General features: G+C 49.3%; 19 protein-coding genes and 1 pseudogene. 3 read left to right on the top strand and 17 right to left on the bottom strand.

All coding sequences use genetic code 11. The annotated features are described in order from the left end of the window. Window positions 1–18 precede the first annotated feature (18 nt). The 5 genes from BMZ79_RS24430 to BMZ79_RS24450 all read right to left on the bottom strand — a co-directional run bounded on the left by BMZ79_RS24430 (window position 19) and on the right by BMZ79_RS24450 (window position 5,108). On the bottom strand, window positions 19–1,755 hold the full coding sequence (locus BMZ79_RS24430) for an extracellular solute-binding protein (protein ID WP_090645206.1): 1,737 nt from the start codon (window positions 1,753–1,755) through the stop codon (window positions 19–21). Window positions 1,756–1,861: 106 nt separating this feature from the next. Then, entirely contained in the window at window positions 1,862–2,740 is an 879-nt protein-coding gene (locus tag BMZ79_RS24435; protein ID WP_256253084.1) for a carbohydrate ABC transporter permease, read from the bottom strand. A 35-nt stretch (window positions 2,741–2,775) separates the two neighbouring features. Continuing rightward, window positions 2,776–3,735 (bottom strand): ABC transporter permease, encoded by a 960-nt coding sequence (locus BMZ79_RS24440; RefSeq protein WP_090645209.1) that lies wholly within the window; start codon window positions 3,733–3,735, stop codon window positions 2,776–2,778. 329 nt (window positions 3,736–4,064) lie between these two features. Then, window positions 4,065–4,322, bottom strand: a complete 258-nt coding sequence (locus BMZ79_RS34785) for a hypothetical protein (RefSeq protein ID WP_218154765.1) — start codon at window positions 4,320–4,322, stop codon at window positions 4,065–4,067. A 180-nt stretch (window positions 4,323–4,502) separates the two neighbouring features. Next, on the bottom strand, window positions 4,503–5,108 hold the full coding sequence (locus BMZ79_RS24450) for a DUF421 domain-containing protein (protein WP_218154767.1): 606 nt from the start codon (window positions 5,106–5,108) through the stop codon (window positions 4,503–4,505). Window positions 5,109–6,074: 966 nt separating this feature from the next. On the opposite strand from BMZ79_RS24450, the gene BMZ79_RS24460 reads away from it, so the two are divergent. Beyond that, window positions 6,075–6,626: an NADPH-dependent FMN reductase gene (locus tag BMZ79_RS24460; protein WP_090645221.1), complete on the top strand. Its 552-nt coding sequence runs from the start codon at window positions 6,075–6,077 to the stop codon at window positions 6,624–6,626. 472 nt (window positions 6,627–7,098) lie between these two features. Here the strand turns inward: BMZ79_RS24460 and BMZ79_RS24465 are convergent, their stop codons facing one another. Continuing rightward, on the bottom strand, window positions 7,099–7,290 hold the full coding sequence (locus tag BMZ79_RS24465) for a cache domain-containing protein (protein WP_090645224.1): 192 nt from the start codon (window positions 7,288–7,290) through the stop codon (window positions 7,099–7,101). 51 nt (window positions 7,291–7,341) lie between these two features. After that, window positions 7,342–7,860 carry a cache domain-containing protein gene (locus BMZ79_RS24470; RefSeq protein ID WP_090645227.1) on the bottom strand — a complete coding sequence of 173 codons (519 nt, stop codon included), beginning with the start codon at window positions 7,858–7,860 and terminating at the stop codon, window positions 7,342–7,344. 504 nt (window positions 7,861–8,364) lie between these two features. Here BMZ79_RS24470 and rlmD point away from each other — a divergent pair. Next, on the top strand, window positions 8,365–9,909 hold the full coding sequence (rlmD, locus tag BMZ79_RS24475) for a 23S rRNA (uracil(1939)-C(5))-methyltransferase RlmD (protein ID WP_090645229.1): 1,545 nt from the start codon (window positions 8,365–8,367) through the stop codon (window positions 9,907–9,909). A gap of 43 nt (window positions 9,910–9,952) precedes the next feature. Here the strand turns inward: rlmD and BMZ79_RS24480 are convergent. The 10 genes and pseudogenes from BMZ79_RS24480 to BMZ79_RS24520 form a co-directional block, all read right to left on the bottom strand. Next, window positions 9,953–11,020 (bottom strand): annotated as a pseudogene (locus BMZ79_RS24480) (tyrosine-type recombinase/integrase). Continuing rightward, on the bottom strand, window positions 10,957–11,286 hold the full coding sequence (locus tag BMZ79_RS35305; protein WP_256253088.1) for an enolase C-terminal domain-like protein: 330 nt from the start codon (window positions 11,284–11,286) through the stop codon (window positions 10,957–10,959). Before BMZ79_RS35305 ends, BMZ79_RS24480 begins: the two are co-directional and overlap by 64 nt. Then, window positions 11,247–11,594: an enolase-like domain-containing protein gene (locus BMZ79_RS35310; protein ID WP_256253089.1), complete on the bottom strand. Its 348-nt coding sequence runs from the start codon at window positions 11,592–11,594 to the stop codon at window positions 11,247–11,249. The genes BMZ79_RS35305 and BMZ79_RS35310 overlap by 40 nt, the downstream gene beginning before the upstream one ends. A gap of 398 nt (window positions 11,595–11,992) precedes the next feature. Further along, a complete protein-coding gene (locus tag BMZ79_RS24490) occupies window positions 11,993–13,228 on the bottom strand; it encodes a cation:proton antiporter (protein WP_090645231.1) in 1,236 nt (411 codons plus the stop codon). Between the two features lie 42 nt (window positions 13,229–13,270). Beyond that, window positions 13,271–13,933, bottom strand: a complete 663-nt coding sequence (locus BMZ79_RS24495) for a potassium channel family protein (RefSeq protein ID WP_090645234.1) — start codon at window positions 13,931–13,933, stop codon at window positions 13,271–13,273. An 11-nt stretch (window positions 13,934–13,944) separates the two neighbouring features. Further along, entirely contained in the window at window positions 13,945–15,297 is a 1,353-nt protein-coding gene (locus BMZ79_RS24500) for a TrkH family potassium uptake protein (RefSeq protein ID WP_090645237.1), read from the bottom strand. A gap of 701 nt (window positions 15,298–15,998) precedes the next feature. Continuing rightward, window positions 15,999–16,337 carry a hypothetical protein gene (locus BMZ79_RS24505; RefSeq protein WP_218154768.1) on the bottom strand — a complete coding sequence of 113 codons (339 nt, stop codon included), beginning with the start codon at window positions 16,335–16,337 and terminating at the stop codon, window positions 15,999–16,001. 26 nt (window positions 16,338–16,363) lie between these two features. After that, the gene (locus BMZ79_RS34790; RefSeq protein WP_218154769.1) at window positions 16,364–16,789 is read right to left on the bottom strand and encodes a hypothetical protein; all 426 of its coding nucleotides are present in this window, start codon (window positions 16,787–16,789) and stop codon (window positions 16,364–16,366) included. 655 nt (window positions 16,790–17,444) lie between these two features. Next, a complete protein-coding gene (locus BMZ79_RS24515; protein WP_090645246.1) occupies window positions 17,445–18,185 on the bottom strand; it encodes a Fic family protein in 741 nt (246 codons plus the stop codon). A 669-nt stretch (window positions 18,186–18,854) separates the two neighbouring features. Beyond that, window positions 18,855–19,589, bottom strand: a complete 735-nt coding sequence (locus BMZ79_RS24520) for a hypothetical protein (protein ID WP_090645249.1) — start codon at window positions 19,587–19,589, stop codon at window positions 18,855–18,857. A gap of 379 nt (window positions 19,590–19,968) precedes the next feature. On the opposite strand from BMZ79_RS24520, the gene BMZ79_RS24525 reads away from it, so the two are divergent. Beyond that, window positions 19,969–20,889, top strand: coding sequence for a tyrosine-type recombinase/integrase (locus BMZ79_RS24525; protein WP_090645252.1), 921 nt, complete (start codon window positions 19,969–19,971; stop codon window positions 20,887–20,889). Window positions 20,890–20,892: the final 3 nt, after the last annotated feature.

The raw sequence follows: 20,892 nt of genomic DNA on the forward strand, positions 1-20,892 counted from the left end.
GTCCCGCCCGGCAGGCCGCTATTGGCCCAGCTTCTTGATGTTCTCCTCGTATCTCGCCTGCCGGTAGGCCATGACCTTCTCGAAGCCAAGCGCGTTCCGCTTTTCGATGAATTCATTGAACACTATATCGAACTCGTCCTCCGACTTGGACAGCAGCATCTTCGGCAGATAGTCGCCCCACAGCATCGCGATCTTGTTTGCGGCGATCCCCTCCTCCGATTGGCCGGACGGATTGATCAGGTCGAACGCCGAGAAATTCGTGATTTTCCCCTGCGTCCAATCCTTCCACTGCTTATCCGGTTCCGTCGGCGGCAGCGCCCACTGAAGGTTCTGGTTGAAGTCATACAGCATCCAATAGCCGCTCTCGAGCCCGTATTCCTTGCCGTACTTGTCCGGGTCCTTCTGCTTAAGCTCCGTGATCGCCGGCAGGAACTGGTCCTTGCCCTCGATCGTGTCGTAGGTGACACCCTTCTCGCCTAGGTAATTATCCTTCTGGCCTTCTTCGCTCAGCATGTAGCTCAGGAAGCGGATGGCGCGCGCCTTGTCCTTGACGTCCTTGGAGATGAGCGTCAGCGTCCAGCCCGCGATCGACGGTCCGCTCAGCGTCGGCGTGTCCAGGTTGGAATTCGCCGGGCCGTCGATGGCGATGTACGCCGAGTTCGGATCCTTCTTGTACCGTTCGCCGTTCGGTCCCGACATATCGCCCGCCTGGTACAGCATGGCGAAGTAGCGGCCTTGGGTGACCTTCTCGTCAATCTGCGGGCGCTTGTCGATGAAGACGTCCTTCGGCAGCAGGCCGTCCTGGTTCGCCTGGCGGAAGACCTTCAGCCACTTGACGAACTCCGGATCGGTCGTGCGGTCGTACAGCTTGCCGCCCTTCTCCATCGGGATGGCGAGGAAGTTCTGCAGCATGGAATCCAGCTTCGTTCCGCCCAGGAACGAATAGCTGCCGTCATCGCCGAATTCCGTCAGTCCGATCGGAATGAGCGGCTGCCCGTTGACCTTCGGGAACTTCTCCTTCGCCGCCTTGAGCGCGTTCAGGAAGCCTTCCGGCGTCCGCATGTCGGGCTTGCCGATCGCCTCGTACATGTCCTTGCGCACGAGGAACGTCTGGTTGGACGTGTAGGACTTGCCGTACGTCTGATAGTCATTCGGCGACGAAGAGAAGTTCGGATATCCGTACGAATTGCCGTCTGGCTGGGCATACCAGGAGAGCTTCTGTTCGTCGGCCACTTTGAAGAAGTAGGGATCGTATTCCTTGCCCAGCTCATTGAGCGGCAGAACGAGCCCGCTCTCGATCAATTGCTTGACGCCGTCGTTGGCCCAGTCCAGCGTGATGAAGTCGGGCATTTTGCCGGAGGCGATCATCGTGTTCAGCTTCTCGTTCTCGTTGCCCGCCGGCACGATGAATTTGATGTTAACGCCCGTCTTTTTGGTGATGTACTTGGAGACCAGGTTTTCGCCCCAGGAGGATGGACCCCAGGAAAAGTTCATGTACCAGTCGAACGTGATGGGCGAGGTGTCCTGTTTCCAGCCCGGCTCGTTCTCGTTCAGAGCCGGCGCGTTGCCGGCATTGCCGGCGTTGGCCGCGTTGTCACCGCCGGCGTTCGCCGCGCCGTCGTTCTTCGCGTTCGCGGCATTGCTGACATTGCCGCCGTCGTTCCCGCCGTTGTTGTCGGACGAGCAGGCCGCCAGCGAAAGCGCGAGCGCCGCCGCCAGGGCGCCCGTCGACCATTTGCGCATTCGGATGTTCATGTGAGAATTCCAGCCCCTTCGTTTCTCTGATTTGGTGATTCCCTTGCCTGGCATGCTATGCCCAAGCGCCGCCGCCCAGGAGGCGAGCGCCGCTTAACGCCTCGGTTCAGCCCTTGATCGAGCCGATCATGAAGCCCTTGACGAAATACCGCTGCAGGAACGGATACACGATGACGATTGGCAGCGTCGTGATGACCATCGTCGCGAGCTTGATCGACTGCATCGTAACGGTGCGGTTGATGCTGCCCGACTGCAACTGCGTGCTGCCGCTTTCCGAGACGATCCGGTACAGGAAGGTCTGGACCGGTTGCAGACTCGGCTCGTTGATGAAGATGACGCCGGTGAAGTAATCGTTCCACTGTCCGACGCCGGTGAACAGCGCGATCGTGGCGATGACGGGCATGGAGACGGGAATGATGATGCGGATGAAGATCATCAGGTCGTTCGCGCCGTCCAGCTTCGCGGCCTCCTCGAGCCCCTCGGGAATCTCCCGGAAGAACGAGAGAAAGATGATCAGGTTAAAGAAGCTGAACAAGGCCGGAATGATATAGACCAGGAAATGATCCAGCAAATGCAGGTCGCGAATGAGCAGGTAATAGGGAATGAGCCCGCCACTGAAGAACAGCGTGAACGTGCCCAGGAACATGTACAGCTTGCGCCCGATCAGCTCCTTGCGTGAGTAAGCATAAGCGACCATCGCCGTAAAGAACACGTGCGTGACCGTGCCGACGACCGTCTTGGCGACGGTGATCCACATCGCGCGCAGGATGCTGTGATCCTCGAACACCACCCGGTAGCTCTGCAGCGAGAACATGCGGGGCCAGAAGTAAATGCCGCCGCGCATGGCGTCGTTGCCGTCATTTAAGGAATTGACGAGCACGTACCAGACGGGGTAAAGCATGAATGCGCACAGCAGGATCATAACGATGACGTTGAACAGGTCGAATGCGGCTTCGCCGGTGGTCCGTCGGTCTCGTGTGAACACGCTTCTATAGCCTCCTTTTGAATCGATGCGTTGAATTAGAAGAGCGACGTATCGTTCAGCTTCCTCGTCGTGTAGTTCGCGACGAGCAGTAGAATAAGCGCGATGATCGACTTGATCAGCCCGATGGCGGCGGAGTAGGAGTACCGCGCCGAGGCGATGCCGGTCTGGTAGACGTAGATGTCGACCACGTTGCTGGCGCTTTCGTTCAGCGAGTTGCGCAGCACGAAGATCTGGTCGAAGTTCGAGTTGAAGATGCCGCTGACCGCTAGGATGAGCAGGATCGACACCGTGCCCTTGATGCATGGCAAGGTGACGTAGCGCATCTTCTGAAACCGGTCTGCGCCGTCGATGGTCGCCGCCTCGTACAGCTCGGGCGAGACGCCGGCGATCGCTGCCAGGTAGATGATGGCCGACCAGCCGAGCTCCTTCCAGATATCCGAACCGATGACGATGGACCAGAAGTAATGCGGTTCCGCCAGGTAGTAAATCGGCTCGGAGATCAGCCCCAGCTTGAGCAGCACGTCGTTGACGATGCCCGTGTCCGCCAGCCAGGTCGCCACGATGCCCCCGAGGACCACCCAAGACAGGAAGTGCGGCAGGTAGGTGATCGTCTGCACCGCTTTCTTGAACCGGACCGAGCGAAGCTCGTTCAGGAACAGGGCGAACAAGATGGGCAGCGGGAACCCGATCAGCAGTTTGAAGAAACTGATGCCGAGCGTGTTCTTGATCATAAGGCCAAGATTATCATCCTCCAGAAACTCCCGGAAGTGCGCCAGCCCCGCCCACGGCGCGGCCGAGATCGGCTTTGCGATCATGTAATCCTTGAAGGCGATGATGACCCCGTACATTGGCACGTAATTAAACACGATCATCCATGCCGCTCCCAGCAGGGCCATGCCCTGCAAATACCGCTGCGCGGCGAGCTTGCGCAGCCAGACGGCCCCCGCGCTGCCGGACCTCGCCTCGCGCTCGCGAGCCTTCGCGTTACTCAGCATGCCTATTTCCTCCAACTCTCGTATAAGCCTTTGACTGCCCTCATCATACCGCGCCTTCCCGCTTTGGCATAAGGTCTCAGATTTAGTATGGGGTGACGTTTTTTCGGATCTTAGCTGGGAGGATTTCGCCGGCGGCTCACTTGCGGTAAGATGCTTCATCTCATGGGACCGCCGGATGCAGAGGGTGCGTGAGAGATGCACAAATTTTGGTGGAATTGCAACTACTAATCCGATGTTATTCGGTGATTCCAAAAATCTATATTGGGAGTCATAAGCGTAATTCATGGAGGGGGAAGCAAGAATGAATCTACTAACGTGGGACAGAAGCTTTATTGGGAGAGCGGGATGGTTACTTGGTGCTGGAGGAATTCCTGGATGCGCGCCAGACCGCCTTCTATACTGAACGGCTGGATACCGCGTTCAGGACCTACGAGAGCAGAGGCGGCTACAATCACGCTTCCCGCCATCTGCAAATTGTGCAGCAGGTGTGCAACATCATCGAGCACGACGACGCGATACTGGAGACTGCTGGAGAACGCCCGGATGATGAATATCCTACGCGACCTGATCGGCGACGCATTCGTCATGATCGACAGCGAAGGCCTCATCAAGCCGCCACAGATGGAAGCTCATACCGACTGGCACCGGGACACGAACATGATGCTCAATTATCCAATTGCAACAAAACCCATTCGGATTCGAATGGGTTTTGTTGTTACTTGACCTATGAAAACAGCTTAGCTCCGGACCATACAATGCTGATTAACTTATTGCAAGTGGTCAGGAATATCATGATGGTGCGCACCGGTTTGAACCTCCGTGAATATATTTTCCGGTTTACCGGTTTCCGCAGCAAGTTGTGGAAAATATGTACGTAGCGCTAACTCTAGATCTCTTTTTGTGACCGGTTTGGCGTGAGGATAAAGCTCATAGCCCAACTCCCCATTCGACTCTATGGTTCCGAACCGAATATCGTCAATTGTAGAGATCCCCGCAATTCGGAGACGTTTCTCAAGATCGTCCATCGACATCCTCAGTCTTCGTAAATTTTCTAATATTGGTTTTCCTTCCTGAATGACTGGAACTGCCATTCCCTTGAGTAGCCTCTCCGCACGGTTAGAATGAAGTGTGAGCCATTCGACAACGATGAGAAAGCCGATAAAGGTTCCAAGTGCCAGAATGGTTTTCCAGATCCCTTTACCGCTAACTTCGGTCCCGAGCACCGTACCGACTGCCAATAAAATTAAAATTTGAGGCATGGTCATTTGCGCGATCGATTTTCTGCCTGATAATCGTAAGAACAATAAACCGACGCAAGCAAGAAGGATCGTCAGTCCAAAAATGGTCCACATAGTTACAACCTCGATTCTCATATTAAACATAGTTGAAAGTCACGCCGCTTACCGTTCCGGTATCCAGAAGATCTTTCCAGCTCATTAGGAAGAATTCAATACGGATTACGTCTTCTGTACCATGTATCTTATCCGTTATTTGGAAACTTATGAACGAGGGACGGTCGTCGGCGAACTCGGTCAAAATTTCAATGACGTGTGGGTTAATGCCCCCCATTTTGCAGTAGGCCGACCGGCCCGTGACAATAATTTTATCACTCAAAAGCTTCGTTATACCCTGCCCCACGTTAACACGTGGTTTAGTGTAATACATTTTAATAAGGATATCGGCTTAATGGAATACTCTTTATGAAGATTACGCAGGAGGTGAGCGATAATGAGCACTAAAGCCAAACCGGAAAAAAACACCCCCAAGAAAAGTCCGTCACGCTCTAACGATCCGAGCCATCAAGGAAAACCTAGCGTGCAAAAATAATCGAGGTTAAGTCGATATGCACGGAAGACATGATGAATTCAGTACTTACACCCGGTCTACATGACCGGGTTCTTTTCGCTCCTTCCTTTAAGTTCCACTGTTTATATACAAGGTTGCCTATAGGTGCTTTCGACCCGAAGCTTGCCACTTTTCCGACAGAATAACACGATATCTGCCGGCGCGCCCGGAGACAAACCTGAGGAAACGGGCAATCCCATAAATACTGCAGGTTGTTTGGAGGCCACGGCGTATCTTCGCCTTCGATTTCGTGCCGCAGGGTCAGCGCATGTCCCATGACGCTACGTACCTTCCCAGGACGCCCGATTCGAGGATCCGCCTCGCTTTCAAATCAGCTGATATCCTTGCTAATAAAGTGGAGAGCGTGGAGGGAGGTACATGAAGAATCATGATAGGAATTGCAACTCTGATATGATTAGAAGAAAAAATTCGGGAGAAAATAGTGCATAGTTTATAAAAAGCCGAATACCAGTCCACAGGAGGAAAAAACAAATATGATCAGAATCGGTATCATCATCGGAAGCACCCGTCCGGAACGTAAGGGGGAAACCATTGCCCGCTGGGTTTACGACATTGCACAGAAACGGAGCGATGCGGAGTTCGCGCTCGTAGATCTGCTTGACTATCATTTGCCGCAGCTGGACGAGCCGGTGCCAGGGCAGTACACGAAGGATCATACTAAGCGGTGGGCGAATACGATAGCCTCTTTCGACGGCTTTGTGTTCGTAACACCGGAATACAATCATGCCACTTCAGGGGTGCTCAAGAACGCACTTGATTTCATCTACTACGAATGGAACAACAAGGCAGCCGGATTTGTCGGTTACGGCAGTCTAGGTGGCGCCCGAGCGGTGGAGAACCTGCGGCTGATCGCTGGAGAGTTGCAAATGGCAGACGTGCGTACCCAAGTCGGCTTATCTCTCTACACAGATTTCGTATCCTTCAGTGTGTTTAGACCGGACGATCGTCAAGTAGAAATGGTAAACGGTATGTTAAACCAGGTCATCGCTTGGAGTGGCGCTTTGAAGACATTGAGGGACCGTTAGACTGCGAGGCCATATCGTAAGCGACCTCTTCACTTGATTATACTGTTCTCGTTTCATCTCCAACGAGCAACTTATGGACGAGGTACATCATTATTTTCACTTTTATTACTACTGCTAGTGATTTCAGAAAAAATTAAACAACCTTAGTTCGGTCGAGTACTGAGCTAAGGCTGCATAGAGTCAAATTTATAGCTATCTACTTGATGAGGGTACGTTCAGTGACCCTCTCCCTATAACTAATAACCGGCATTCCCATTCCAATTACATCAATTTCTTACTCTTTGATATCACTAGCACTTTTGCTCTTCCAAATGGCACCTCCACTCATGCTAGCGCTGACCGGAGTCCGGGCCAGTGGCGCATAATCCGCTGGGCTTTATTTATCTGTTCTCGCCGGTTCTTTGTCTTGCATTATTCCAGCTGGGTTCGATCTTCTTTGCCAATGGCATCGATGAAGCATTGAATCCTAGGCTCAGAGGATTGTATTGCCGTCTTCGTCAACCAGGATGAGCGAGCTGTTATACCCGCTGTGCAGCCGCGATACGATATCGTCGATGACGCGGTAATCCATGTCAACACCGAGCAGGCCGAGCGGGCTACCGGTTTGGATGTCCCGGAACAGCCTCGCCATCCGAATCGGTCTGTTCTGCTCGGCGTCCACCACGACTCCCTTCGCTCCTTGATCCGATTTTCCGGCGGATTCGTCTGGCTCCGCCTATCCCGGCACAATCGTAAAATAGCTCTTTCCCCCCTGCTCCGAAGTGGCCCGGTACCAGGCTTGCTTCTTCATCAGTGAAGGCACATGGTCCAGCGGGGACGCCCGATTCGTATTGCTGCTGCTGACGAGGAAATAATCATCGCCGATCAGGAAGACTGACTCGATGCCATCCTGCATGCTTAGCTGCTTTGTGAGCAAAGCTTTGATCTCGTTGACAGCTTGAATCTCCTCTTCGTCGTACCGTCCCGACATTTTACGCAGATTGCTGTTAATCGTGTAATTGAAAATAATGTCGGTAGCCACACTCTCCATGCCGCTCAGATGGAACTCGATATTGTCGAGCACCTGGTCCATCGTTTCTGACGTGTTTAAGGTGACACTGTGCTCAATGATGCCAGATGAAGCGCGGAACATCATGAAGCCGAGAAATGACAGTGGCAGAATGATTATCACGAAAATAAACGTCATCAAACGAGCCTGAATGCTGCGCAAGAACAAATGCCTGAGCCGATTCACGCCTTCCCTCCTCCTATTGTAAACGCATTCAATCACGTCGAGTACCGCCTATTCTAGGCTATAACTGATCAAACCTCAATGAGAAAGGATGTCGATAAATGGAAGATCGTTTCAGGCAGTGGTCTTTCGTAGGAGCGGCTCGGACACATCAATAGCAAGGAGGTTATGAACGTAGTGGGGTGTTGCGATGCGGGGTCGTGCTTCCGGGATTTGTAGACGTTCAAGTCCGCGGCAGGATTCCGGACTGCTTCCGATTCCGTTGAGGAAACGAACTGCCGCCTCTGCACTACCCTCTTCATCCATGCAACCGATATGACTTTTCATTCCGTGTTGTAAGATCATGGATTCATTGCTCAAATAGATAGTTTTCGACTTATTACATGTGTTAATATGAGGAGATAATATTTATGTAACATTGGGATCGGAATTAACAGCACCGCAGTGTTCGAATGACAAAGATAACCGAGTGATCACGCGAGGCTGATGATGGAGCGGATATTTAAGATGAGCAAGTTCAAGAGCGTCAATAAGGCAGGTAAAAACGAAGGCAGGAAAGATAATGCTACCGCGCCAGTCATTAAAAATGATGAGGTCACCGTCGAGATCATTGGCTTGACACATGAAGGCGAAGGGGTAGGCCGCGCGGACGGCTTTACCCTTTTTGTGCAGGGGGCGCTTCCGGGCGAGACCGTGCGCGCGCGCGTCCTGAAGGTCAAGAAGACGTACGGCTACGCGAAGCTGACGGAGATCGTCGCGCCGAGCGCAGACCGCGTCGACGCGCCGTGTCCGATCTACAAGCAGTGCGGCGGCTGCCAGCTGCAGCATATGGACTATGCCGCACAGCTGAAGTGGAAGCGGCAGCACGTAGTGGACAGCCTGGAGCGGATCGGGAAGCTGCGGGTGGCGGGCGAGGCGGTTCGCGGCACCGGCGTCGGCGAGAGCAGCGGAACGGTCGAGGAATCGGGCCAGGAAGCGGCGGTGATCGTGCATCCGACGATCGGGATGGGCGAGCCGTGGCGGTACCGCAACAAGGCGTCCGTGCCGATGGGCATGGCGGTGAACGGGGCGATCCAAGGCAAGGACGGCCTGCCGCAGCCGGATTTGAACGGCGAGCATCTGATTGGCGGCTTCTATGCCCGCGGCAGCCACCGGATCATCGACATGGACGAGTGCTTGATCCAGCACAACAGCAACGACGAGATCGTCGCCCGCGTGAAGCGCATCGGCCGCGAGCTCGGCATCACCGCGTACAACGAGGAGACCGGTCAAGGCCTGCTCCGCCACGTCATGGCCCGCGTCGGGTTCGTGACCGGCGAAGCGATGAACGTGCTCATCACGAACGGCAAGCGGATCCCGAGCGTGGAAGAGTGGATCGCGCGTATCCGCGACACGATTCCAGGCGTGACAAGTATCGTGCAAAATATCAACAAGCGCGACACCAACGTCATCTTCGGCGACGAGACCAGCGTCCTCTGGGGCAGCGAGGTCATCTACGACGAGCTCGACGGCATCCGCTTCGCCATCTCCGCCCGATCGTTCTACCAAGTGAACCCGGTGCAGACGGTGGCGCTGTACCGTAAAGCAGTCGAGTACGCCGCGCTGACCGGCACCGAGCAGGTCATCGACGCCTACTGCGGCATCGGGACGATCTCGCTCTTCCTGGCGCGCCAAGCCGGTCACGTCCACGGCGTCGAGATCGTGCCGGAAGCCATCGAAGACGCCAAGCGCAACGCCGCGCTCAACGGCATCGCCAACGCCGCCTTCGAAGCCGGCCCCGCCGAAGTCGTCATCCCGCGCTGGCGCGAAGAGGGCATCGTCCCCGACGTCATCGTCGTCGACCCCCCGCGCAAAGGCTGCGACGAAGCGCTGCTCGACACGATCCTGGCGATGAAGCCGGAACGCGTAGTGTACGTGTCGTGCAATCAGGCTACCTTGGCGCGCGACCTGCGCGTGCTGGAAGATGGCGGGTACCGGACGGTGGAGGTGCAGCCGGTCGATATGTTTCCACACACTGTGCACGTAGAGTCTGTCGCACTGCTTGTTAGATGAACGTTGAATTAACGGGCTTCTGAATGTTAAGGAACCTGAGCGCTTATTCAGAATATCGCTCAGGTTCTTTTGGCTTTTTACCGGCTAAAAAGGGAAGAGCCAAGTCAAACTTATTCGCAGCTTCTTTGTCTGCTTTCGATAATACATGGCCATATATATTCATGGTTGTCGTGATGCTCGCATGACCCAATCGTTCAGAGATAATTTTTGCATGGACACCTTGATTGATCAGCAGCGTGGCCGATGTATGGCGCAAATCGTGAAATTTAATTTATCATAACTGGTGCTTCTTGAGGAAGCTGCGAAACCATAAATACGGACTTTCCGGATAGTACGCTTGTCCATATTGATTAAAAAAGACAAAGAAATGATTTTGATTCCTAGTTTGTTCTAACAGGCTCCACTTCTGTAATGCGAATGCATAATAATCGCCCAACTGGGCACATACAGCATCAGATAAACTAATTTTGCGAATCGACTTTTTCGTCTTCGGCACTTTAACTACCGGATTGCCATTTATGAAGTCTGTAACACTTTGTTTAACATATACAGTGCCCTGGTTTAAATCAATATGCTTCCATTCCAGCCCCACCAACTCTCCACGCCGAAGACCTGTAGTAAGCGCGAGTGTAATGATCATCCTCCAATGAAAAGGTTCATGCTCCAACGCTTCAAACATCAGCTTGATTTCATCTTCGTTATAGACTTCAGTTTCTTTATAGGTAACCTTAGGTGTCTTAACAGACGCTACGGGATTCGTTTTTAGAATGTTCCATTCGACTGACCGATTAAATACGTTCTTTAATATGCGATACACGATTTGAATCGTTCCGGAAGAGAGCGTACCATCTTTACCATCTTGTCTACTTCCATTTTTAGCCGTATCAGCTAAGAAAGCGGCGATGTGTAAAGGCTGAATCTGTTCTAACCGCAAATGACAAAGTGCTGGCAAAATTCTATTTTTTAATATACGTACATACATGAACCGCGTTTTTCTTTCCAGCTCATTTACTGCGTATTTGTCATGCCATTCCTCGATAAATACTGTCAGTGTGAATTTATATGGTGATATATATGCCGCGGCTTCGACATGGCGGTCGTAATATTCCACTGCTGATTCACGTCGATCATCAGGCCGAGCTCATCGCCGATCGCCTTGCGGACGGCCCGCACGCGGTCGAAGTCCTCCCGGGGATCCGGTTTGCCGACCTTCATCTTCACCGCGGAGAAGCCTTGATACACATTGCTTGTTATATCTTCGATCAATCGTTCCTTGCTCCAATTCAGCCACCCGCCGTTCGTGTTATACGCTTTAATCTTCTCCGGCTTATGTCCGCCTAGATACTGCCATAGCGGCTTGTTCGCCGCCTTCGACACAACATCCCAAAGGCGATATCCACGGCCGCCTGCGCCATATGCGTTACGCCTGCCCGGCCGATCCAGTGCATCGGACCGAACCGGAGCTCGTCCCAGATTTGCTTAATCATGGTCGGATCTTTGCCAACGAGTGCAGGGGCGTAGTATAAGTCGATCGTATCGGCAATCATTTTATCGCCTTTCGCGGTCGTTCCGGTATACCAGTACCCGGTAATTCCTTCGTCCGTTTCGATGCGGACGCCCGTTACGCCCCAGTGGGTCGCGACATTGATTGCGTCGGTTATCGGAGGCGTGATCGGAACATGCAAGATGTTAGCGCCGTGTTCCGTATAGGTGTTCCTCTATAGACTGTTGGCATGAACCAGTACCCACTAACCATTCGCATTGGAGATGTTCTGAACTGGATAAATTTCGAATCAAAATGTGGGATCGATATCGAACGCTTCGTTCTTATCATTGGTTAAGCCTTTCTTTTGATCAGTATTGGTACGAACTTCTTGCCAGGAGTTGTATATCAGAAGGGACCCCTATCCAATACATTAATAATGAAATCTGTAGGGATATGGAGAAGAATATGAGTTCATAACCATAAATGTATCAATGGCTAATACAAAGAAGTGCAGCGCGGGCATCCCTCCTGCTCTTCTTTGTATGTTCGCCCACTTCAGCTGATTCGCATCGGCTACTACGTTGTGGTCCATACTGGTTATTTGCGTGATGTCACTGTTATTCCCAGCTTGCGGGCCACCCAAGACGTTGTACTTGCCTGAAGGACAATGGTCAGCATCACGGCCATAAATGTGACGGATGATATAATATCTGCGTGTTTGACGCCTATTCCCGCTAGCATCCCTGCCAGAGCGGCAGGGATGACTCCCGTTTCTCGCACCCACATCATGAACACCATTTCCTTGAACGTCCAGCGGCTCTTGACGTCCGGAAGCGCAGAGATCAATACGGCAATGGGGCGGGCAATAAACATGAGGATAATAACCGCCAGTAAACTCTGCCACAAGTAATTCGCCATAATCCCGAAATTGACCTGACTCCCCAGCAAAATGAAGATAAGCATGCGCAGAAGCCCGGTTATGTTGTTCAGGAAATGCCCCATTTCTTCTTGTTTATCCCCCATGTGCAAATTGAATGAGCCCGAATTCCCCCAAATCAAGCCTGCAGCGAAAGTCGCCATATAGCCGCTGAAATTCAGCATTTCTCCGATCGCATAAGCGCCAATCGCTGTCCCCAGCATGGCAATGACGGTATAGTCCCGCAAGAGCCCGAATCGAAAGTGCGATACCAGGAATACGACCGCGTATCCAATGGCGCAACCAATACCGATTCCGCCTAAGCCCGTTCTCAGAAAATCGATCGTAATGGCACCAGCGTTCAGCGCGGAATTGCCTGTGGCCGCCGCGAGCAACGCAAAAGTAAGAATCGAGCCCGTAGCATCATTGAACGCCGATTCGCTTTCTACTGTTTCGCGAACGCGTTCTCGAATTCGAACTTGCCGAAAGACCGGAATAATGGAGGCCGGGTCCGTTGAAGCGATAACGGCCGAACATAGATATGCATACAGCCATTCCAACCCAAAAAGCCAATGAATGGCAGCTCCCACGATGCCGACCGTAACAAGAACTCCAGGAACGCTTAATAGCCCTACCGTCCACCCTACCTGCTTCAGTCCATGCAATCGGATGTTGCGTCCGCCGTCGAACAAAATCAATACGGATCCCGTTATTAGAATCAACTGGTTCGTTAATGAGCCGTTGGATTCATGAATCCAATGGAACCCTTGTCCGATCACTATGCCGGCAAGGATGAATAACGCGACGTCCGGCAAATGCAGCTTCTTTGCAACGATTCCTGCAATCATCCCTGTCCCGACCACGATGAGCAGGAGCTGCATGAGATATCCGACAATTTCGGTTGTGGTTGTTTCCATCTTCTAGACACTTCCGATTCTGAAAAGAGATTATTTCGAGCCTCATCGAATATCTGAAGCTTCGAATTGCTCGACTTGATCTTTAGTGCCGATCAAAATCATGACATCTCGCGCATGGAGCGCTTCGCTTGCATCGGGAGCAATGACGATACCTTTATCTTTATGGATGGCAACGATGCTGCAGCCGAAACGTGCCCGGAGGTCTAATTCTTTTAGTGACATCCCGTCAAGTCGATTGGGAACGGCGATCTCCGCGATCGTATAGTCCTTTGACAATTCGATAAAATCCAGTAAATTCGGAGAAACAAGCTGATGCGCCACCCGAATGCCCATTTCCCGCTCGGGAAAAATAACGCGGTCGACGCCGATTTTTCCCAGCACGCGGCCGTGAAGCTCGGTCAACGCTTTGGCGACCACTTGTTTAACGCCTAATTCCTTGAGCAGAAGCGCCGTCAGAATGCTGGCTTGAATATCGTCGCCGATTGCGATGATGCAGCAATCGAAATTACGAATACCGATCGATCGTAGAAATTCCTCATCCGTGCTTTCCGCAATGACAGCAAGGGCTAACACCTGGCTCATTTCTTGAATGACATCTTCATCTTTATCGATTCCGAGCACATCATAACCAAGCTTGGTTAGCTCACTGGCAAGACTGGAACCAAAACGCCCCAATCCGATGATGGCAAACTGACCGCTTTTCATTTGCAAGTCCCCTATCCGATCGTAATCTTTCCTTCGGGATATCTGAATAAATCTTTTTCTTTGCGGGGTCCTAAAGCGTAAGCAAGTGTCAAAGGCCCAAGTCTCCCTGTAAACATCATGAAGATAATTAACACTTTACCGATCGTGGACAGCTCGGGCGTTATGCCTAACGTCAATCCGACCGTGCCGAATGCCGAGGTGGTTTCAAACAAAATTTTCAGGAAGGCTTGATCTTCCGTAGTTGCAAGAACCATCGTAATGATAATGACCAAGGTAAGCGAAAGCATCGTAATCGTCAGCGCCTTGATAATACGTTCCTGCGCAAGCCGAAACCGAAATAATACAGTATCTTCTTTTCCCCTTATCATCGCAAGAACCGCGACTGCCAATACCGTGAACGTTGTTGTCTTAATACCGCCCCCGGTTGATCCCGGCGATGCTCCGATGAACATCAGAATAACCATGAAAAATTGCGTTGCTTGCCGAAGTGACGCCAGATCTACCGTATTGGCGCCTGCGGTTCTCGTTGTAACTGATTGGAAGAAGGAAGCCAGTATTTTCCCACCCCAGTGCATCGAGCCCAGTGTTTTATTATTCGAAAACTCAAAGATAAACATGACTAGCGTGCCTGCAATGACAAGTGCTCCCGTCGTAGTCAATACGACCTTCGAATGAAGCGACAGTCGCCTGGTATTGCGGTATCCCATGACATCTGCAATGACGACAAAGCCGATACCGCCCATTATGATTAACAGCATTGTCACGATATTGACAATGGGATCGTCCGCATAGCTTGTCAAACTGACAAACGGAACGCCGAATTGTCCGAATAAATCAATGCCCGCATTATTGAAGAACGACACGGCATGAAACAGGCCGAAGTATACCGCCTTTCCGATCGGCATATCGAAGGACCAGCGAATGGCAAACAATATCGCTCCTGCGAGTTCGATCGTCAAGGCATATGCAATGACCTTTCGAATTAATCGAACGATGCCTTCCATGCTGTTTTGATTCATCGCTTCCTGCAAAATCAACCGCTCTCGAAATGATATCCGTTTGCGCAGCACCATCGCAAACAATGTTGCCATCGTCATGAATCCAAGCCCGCCAAGCTGAATAAGCAATAAAATAATCACTTGTCCTGCCACCGACCAATGACTTCCGGTATCGACGGTAACCAGCCCCGTAACGCAAGTCGACGTCGTCGCCGTAAACAAAGCATCGATGAAAGGCGTGAACGTATTATTCGAAGATGCGAACGGGAGGGTCAACAGGAAACTGCCGCAAAGAATGATACCCGCAAAGCCTGCAGCCAACACCCGAGGCGGGGACCATTTTAAGATCCGCTTGAAAACCAACATTGTCCGATGCTCCTTTCTATGCTGAGCTTGCTTTGTATCTTTAATATTTATATAAGTTGCAGACATTGGTAATTTGTGTTTTATCTTAGGGATTCATTCATCATTGCATGATTCATCATAGGAGACCCCGTTTTCCAATTCATGGACGAATCAATGATACCAAGGCAAACGCTAGCTGGCAACATTAATGGTATTCATCCCCACTAAATAGGCTGTCCTTTTTCCGGACGAAGCAACATGAACACCTTTTGTCGGTGGGGATCGTAAGCGGTGAATGCTGCAATAAATCGTGTTTTATGCAGGATGTCTATATAGGAACGCTGGTTCTTGTTTGGAATGTAATGCCTTCTTGTCGGTAACAAGAACTTGATGTCATAAATGATAAGAGCTTTATCTCATTTTTTATTTTCGGAGCGAGAAAACGGCAGATACGATGTTGGCTACATGCTCTTGATATATATCAATTAGGATATCTTCTACTTACGTGCACATAAAAAAAGCCGCGGTATACGCGGCTTTCATTGGAAATAGTAGTTATACGGGTTATTGAACGTTCCTTTTTGGGGGAGCCGTCTTTTTGGAGATAAAGTTTTCTCGATTTGTACGGATTGCTGGTTTTAAGACGGTCGAAGGTTTGAAGACCAAGACGGAATACTCCTCGCCACTTGTGGTTGTGCCCTTATGCTGTTTCACTACAGTCGTCATGGCGCTGCTCCTCCTCTCATCTTCATAGTATATTTTACCATATGGATCATCAGCTTGTCCATGTGAGCGATGAGCGGGAGATTCAGCGAGCTGTTATAGAAACGCCGCCGAGTCTCTTCAGTTAATTGCTCGCTTTGCGGTAGCAGGATGACGAATCCGAGACGAAAATAAGCGCCTTGATTGCGAACCAGCCCCACTGCCTTCATATCCGTACCGCGCGCCTTATCCGCTGGAATCGGCTCTAATACATGGGTTTCGGAAAAGCCGGTCAGGACCCAATCTACAATTTCCGCATCTTCTGGTTTTAAAATCATTTGGCGGCCGAGTCTGATCATGACTACCTCGCCATTCTCGTCCTGAGTTAGGAAACAATGCCGTATGTCCCGGTAATCCATGGTCGGAAAACTCTTCGATATACTTCTTCCGATTCCTTCATTAAATCATCAAGCGCGATTTGGACCTGGTCATCCGAAACGTCAGGATGGTCAATTAATTCGATTGTCGAGGCAATTTCCTCGGAATAGGAAGTCACGAGGAGATCATCTTGCAAGCTTTGGTGCTCTGTCGATTCCTTGGAGCCCTTCCATGTATGTACCCCCCAGAAAAATAACTGAATACATCCTTGCAGGAGGTAAAGATAAAGAAGCAGACAAACACCTGCATATAGACCTTTGATAAAGTCAGGGGATTTTTCGCTTGGACGCCATTCAACCGCAAAGAGGTGAAGGGGATAACTAACCCAGGATACGATTGTTTTCAGTTCACCAGCCAGGGCTCCGACGACCAACGCAAGGAGCGAGACCATCAGGAACCCGATGAAGGAATGTAATTAACGCTTAATATCCATATGCTCCTCCTCGTTGATCTACCACTCCCTATTTTAAAGGAAATGGTAAAATCATCAACTGTTCAGAAGGAATTCTACCGTTTTTTTCTTTTCGCCGGGGGAATAGGCTTACTTGGTTTGAAAGACATTATTTCTACCGATGATTTGCTGGTTAGCTCTACGACTTCATGTCGGGTAATCACTGGTTTTGTTCTACTGCTTTTCTTTTTTAGGAACAAGGGATCCACCGCCTATACTTGAATACAATCCAGTATGGCCGAGATCCTTTTGATACCCGCGGGCTTATATTTTTCCCGCCCTCCGATTTCCAAACCGCATAGGCTTGGATTCCGAGTTGTGCCGCAAGTTGTTCTTGCGATAGGTTATTAGATAATCTAATTTCTTTTAGTTGTTTTGCAAAAGGGAATATCATTTTTTCATCTCGCTTTATCGTTATTTCTATCTTTATCGACAATCCGAAAGTAAAAATAAACATAAAAGGAAGAGTTAAATATTGTAAAAAAATTGAGGAGCTGCCCAAAGCAGCTCCTCAACAGGTATCATCAATTGTAATTATTCGTTTCGTTCATTCAACTTTTCGACTAAATGCAGCGAATTACTTTACGGCGGCAATATAGCGCTGCAAACTATCTTTTACACATGAAGCAATTAGATTAATAAAAGGCTCTAGGTTTCCTTTTACACTTGCTTCTTCAAGCGTTTCGTAATATTTCAATCGAAGATTATTCTCTGCCTTGACGATAGCAGGGGGATAACCATACCCCATTAATATTAAATTCATTAGTAAACGAGCTGTACGTCCATTGCCGTCTGTAAACGGATGGATGAAGACAAATTGGAAGTGCGCTCTTGCCGCTAATTCAACCGGATGAATGTGATCCTTAGTTTGATTATACCACTGCATCAAATGTTCCATTTGTTCAGCTACAATCGAATAATTTGGGGGAGTATGGCCAGAACCGGATATCCCCACATTAATCATTCGATAACGTCCTGCGTTTTCGTCATCTATATTTTTGAGAACGAGCTGGTGAATGGATCTTAACACATGTTCCGATAACTCAATCTGTTTATCCACGATCTCCTTTACAAAAGAAATCGCCTCGGAATGATTTATGACTTCAAAGTGTTCCCTTAGTTTTTTCCCACCTATGGTCAACCCATCTTCCAACACAAGCTTGGTTTCTAGAAGAGTCAGTGTATTGCCTTCAATCGCATTGGAGTTATAGGTCCACTCTACACGGTAAATCTCATCCAAGTTTCTAACCGCTGCAGCAGGTAATGGTCTGAGTTCGTCAAGCTGTAATTTTAGTTGATCAATTTCTTTAAAATCCATAGTTACGCCCCTCCAAACCGAATACCTCTTTAACATTATAACACAGCGTCTTTTATTTAGACGAAACAGATTAGATTTCCCTACTTCACGACTCTATATTCGTGTATACCGCTTCATCAATACCGCATTTGCCATGCTTACCACTTAAACACTTCAAAGCCGCCCTCCTGATCCTCTCCGTACCGAAGATTCCCCCATCATTCTCAAAGCTGCCTTCCAGTCCTATCCGTTGCTGCAAGCACATCACACAGAACCTGGTTGGACAAGGCTCGAATTGTTTTTGAAGAAGGCATTTCAAAAACAATTCTCGGCCTTGAAGGGCTGCCCTTGTCCATCCAGAACCTGAATTAATCGGCTTTGGCGGATACGATAACCGGAAGTGCAGCTCTTTGAAAACTTCATACGAAATCAGATACATGATGGATGTGAAGGCACAAATGGTTCCGCTTCACGGCCGCTTGGCGGGGATGCTGCAGTTTGAAACAGCAGGGAATGATTTAATCCAAATCAGAATACATAATAATTATTATGTTTACCGGATTGAGAACAGGAACTATGATCTTCTTACCTAATATAGTGATAAAAGAAAACGAATTAATATGTAGATATGGTATATTAAAGAAGGCCTTGAAGTTAATTCAACTCAAGGCCTTCTTCATGTAGAACACGTTATTTAGTTTGTCGTTTCTTCTTGGGGCCGCCGTATCCTAACTCAACGGCAAACTTTATAGCCTCAGCCAACTCAGCTGTGTAGTTATTTACTGCGATTTTCCCTCGTTTCATAGCCTCTTTAGCATAATCATCCGTGTAATATAGCTTCTCATCTTGAGTATTTACCAAGTAATATTGACGCTCTTGTTCTACTTTTCGGCTTTTAAGTTTTGTATCTACAATTTTCTTTGCCCTGCACAAGCAGGTTCCTTCATGAATATCTATTCCCCAGATTTCCTTGCTGCTGTTATCTAATACCTCATATCCGACGACGACTTTCTTTCCTCGATTGTCCGATAAAAATAGAACCTTTAGAAATGAGTAATCGGTGGATCTGGATAATTTCCGTGAACGCTTAGGACCTGCTTGTTTAGCAGCTCTTTTCTTTTGCCCTGGATTGCTGTTGCTGCCCAAATTAGTATCTTCTTCCGGTTTAGCAATCGTTGTTGTTAATTTTTGAAGGAGATCCTGTTCCATCTCCTGTCTAATCTTCTTCATATCTTCTGTCATTTTCCGGGATAACTCATTTTCTATTTTGTTTAGTTCTTTTGTGACGGGGTTCGGAGAGTTTGGATTTTCAGCTTTTAGGGTCCTCTTTCGTTTTCGTGGAACTCGTTTTGGCGCCGTAAGCGAATGTATTTTCTTCCTCAGTTTTTGCAGGAGGGTCTTTTTGACTTTTCGCTGCCTTTTCATCATCGCCCTCCTTCTGACTATTGATTGGAAGGTTAGGATCATTTTAAGTGGAAAAGCTGCCTTAATGGCGAACTTTGGCAGTAAGATGACATTAGGATTCTCTTAGTAATGAACTCATTGAATAAATAGGCTGCTCTATGGAAACGAATGGCGTTGGCTGATTAATGTACCTCTTAAGGTAAGTATAACATAATCGAAATAGCGATCGCTTCATCTCGCCTCTTCTCAGCACTCGTAAGAAATCTACCAATGTGCCAGAAGGAATCGTAAGAAACGCGGCGAAATCATAAATTATGAACTGCATTAAATACGTGTTTCATGCAATTCGCGTTTTAAGCGGTTCTCTGCCCCGCTTTGGTACAAGAGGAGTGAAGATCAGATGCAGATTGATGAACAGAATGAGGAAGTTTTGGAGACATTTGTTATCTGGCTGAAAGACCGCGGCTATACGAAGGAGACTCAAAACGGCTATTTGCATGATGTACGGCTGTTTTTGCGCAGTTTCCCGGATAAACCAGTCAGCACTATTCGGAAAATTGATGTCATGGGGCATCTTACGAAGATCAGGAATTCGGGGTCTGGGGAGCGTGCACGTAATCGGGCGCTTTCGGCGATAAGGTTGTTCTTTAAAATTATGATTGAGTTTGAGTTCGCAAAATCAAATCCGGCAATTGATGTGCCAAAATCAAAGGTCGAAAAGAATAAAGTGCCTGTCTATATAGAAAAGAATGATCTTGGTGGGCTTCTTGAATTGGTGAACAGCCGGTATTTTATGCGTGATTTAACTATTCTGGCTTTAATGTCGTATTCAGGGCTACGAGTAGGCGAAATTCACCGGCTGAACATTGCTGATTATCATGAACAGAGCGGTCAGCTAGCTATACTCGGTAAGGGTAGAAAGTGGCGGTATATCCCCCTACCTACCGATATAGTTCTTTTATTGAAGAGTTGTCTCGCAAAACGTTTAAATCCACGTCGTAGTCAGGAGAATGCTTTTTTTATTTCTCGTTTTGGTCGTCGCCTTTCCAAAAGGGCAATTCAATATGTTGCAGAGAAGGCATTTGGGGAATTTAAAAAGGCGTATCCTCAATACAAGGATACACATTTATCTTCACATAAATTACGGCATTCGTTTGCAACTAATTTATTGGCGACTGGGCATGTAGATCTTCGCACATTACAGGAGCTATTAGGACATGAAGATATCTCTACTACTCAGATTTATACGCACGTCAGTGATAAAGCAAAGAAAGATGCTATGGCAGCAATTCACCCAGTTTTACCGATTTTTAATATTTAATTG

The organism is Paenibacillus sp. UNC496MF, assembly GCF_900113915.1.
GTDB classification, from domain to species: Bacteria; Bacillota; Bacilli; order Paenibacillales; family Paenibacillaceae; genus Paenibacillus_Z; species Paenibacillus_Z artemisiicola.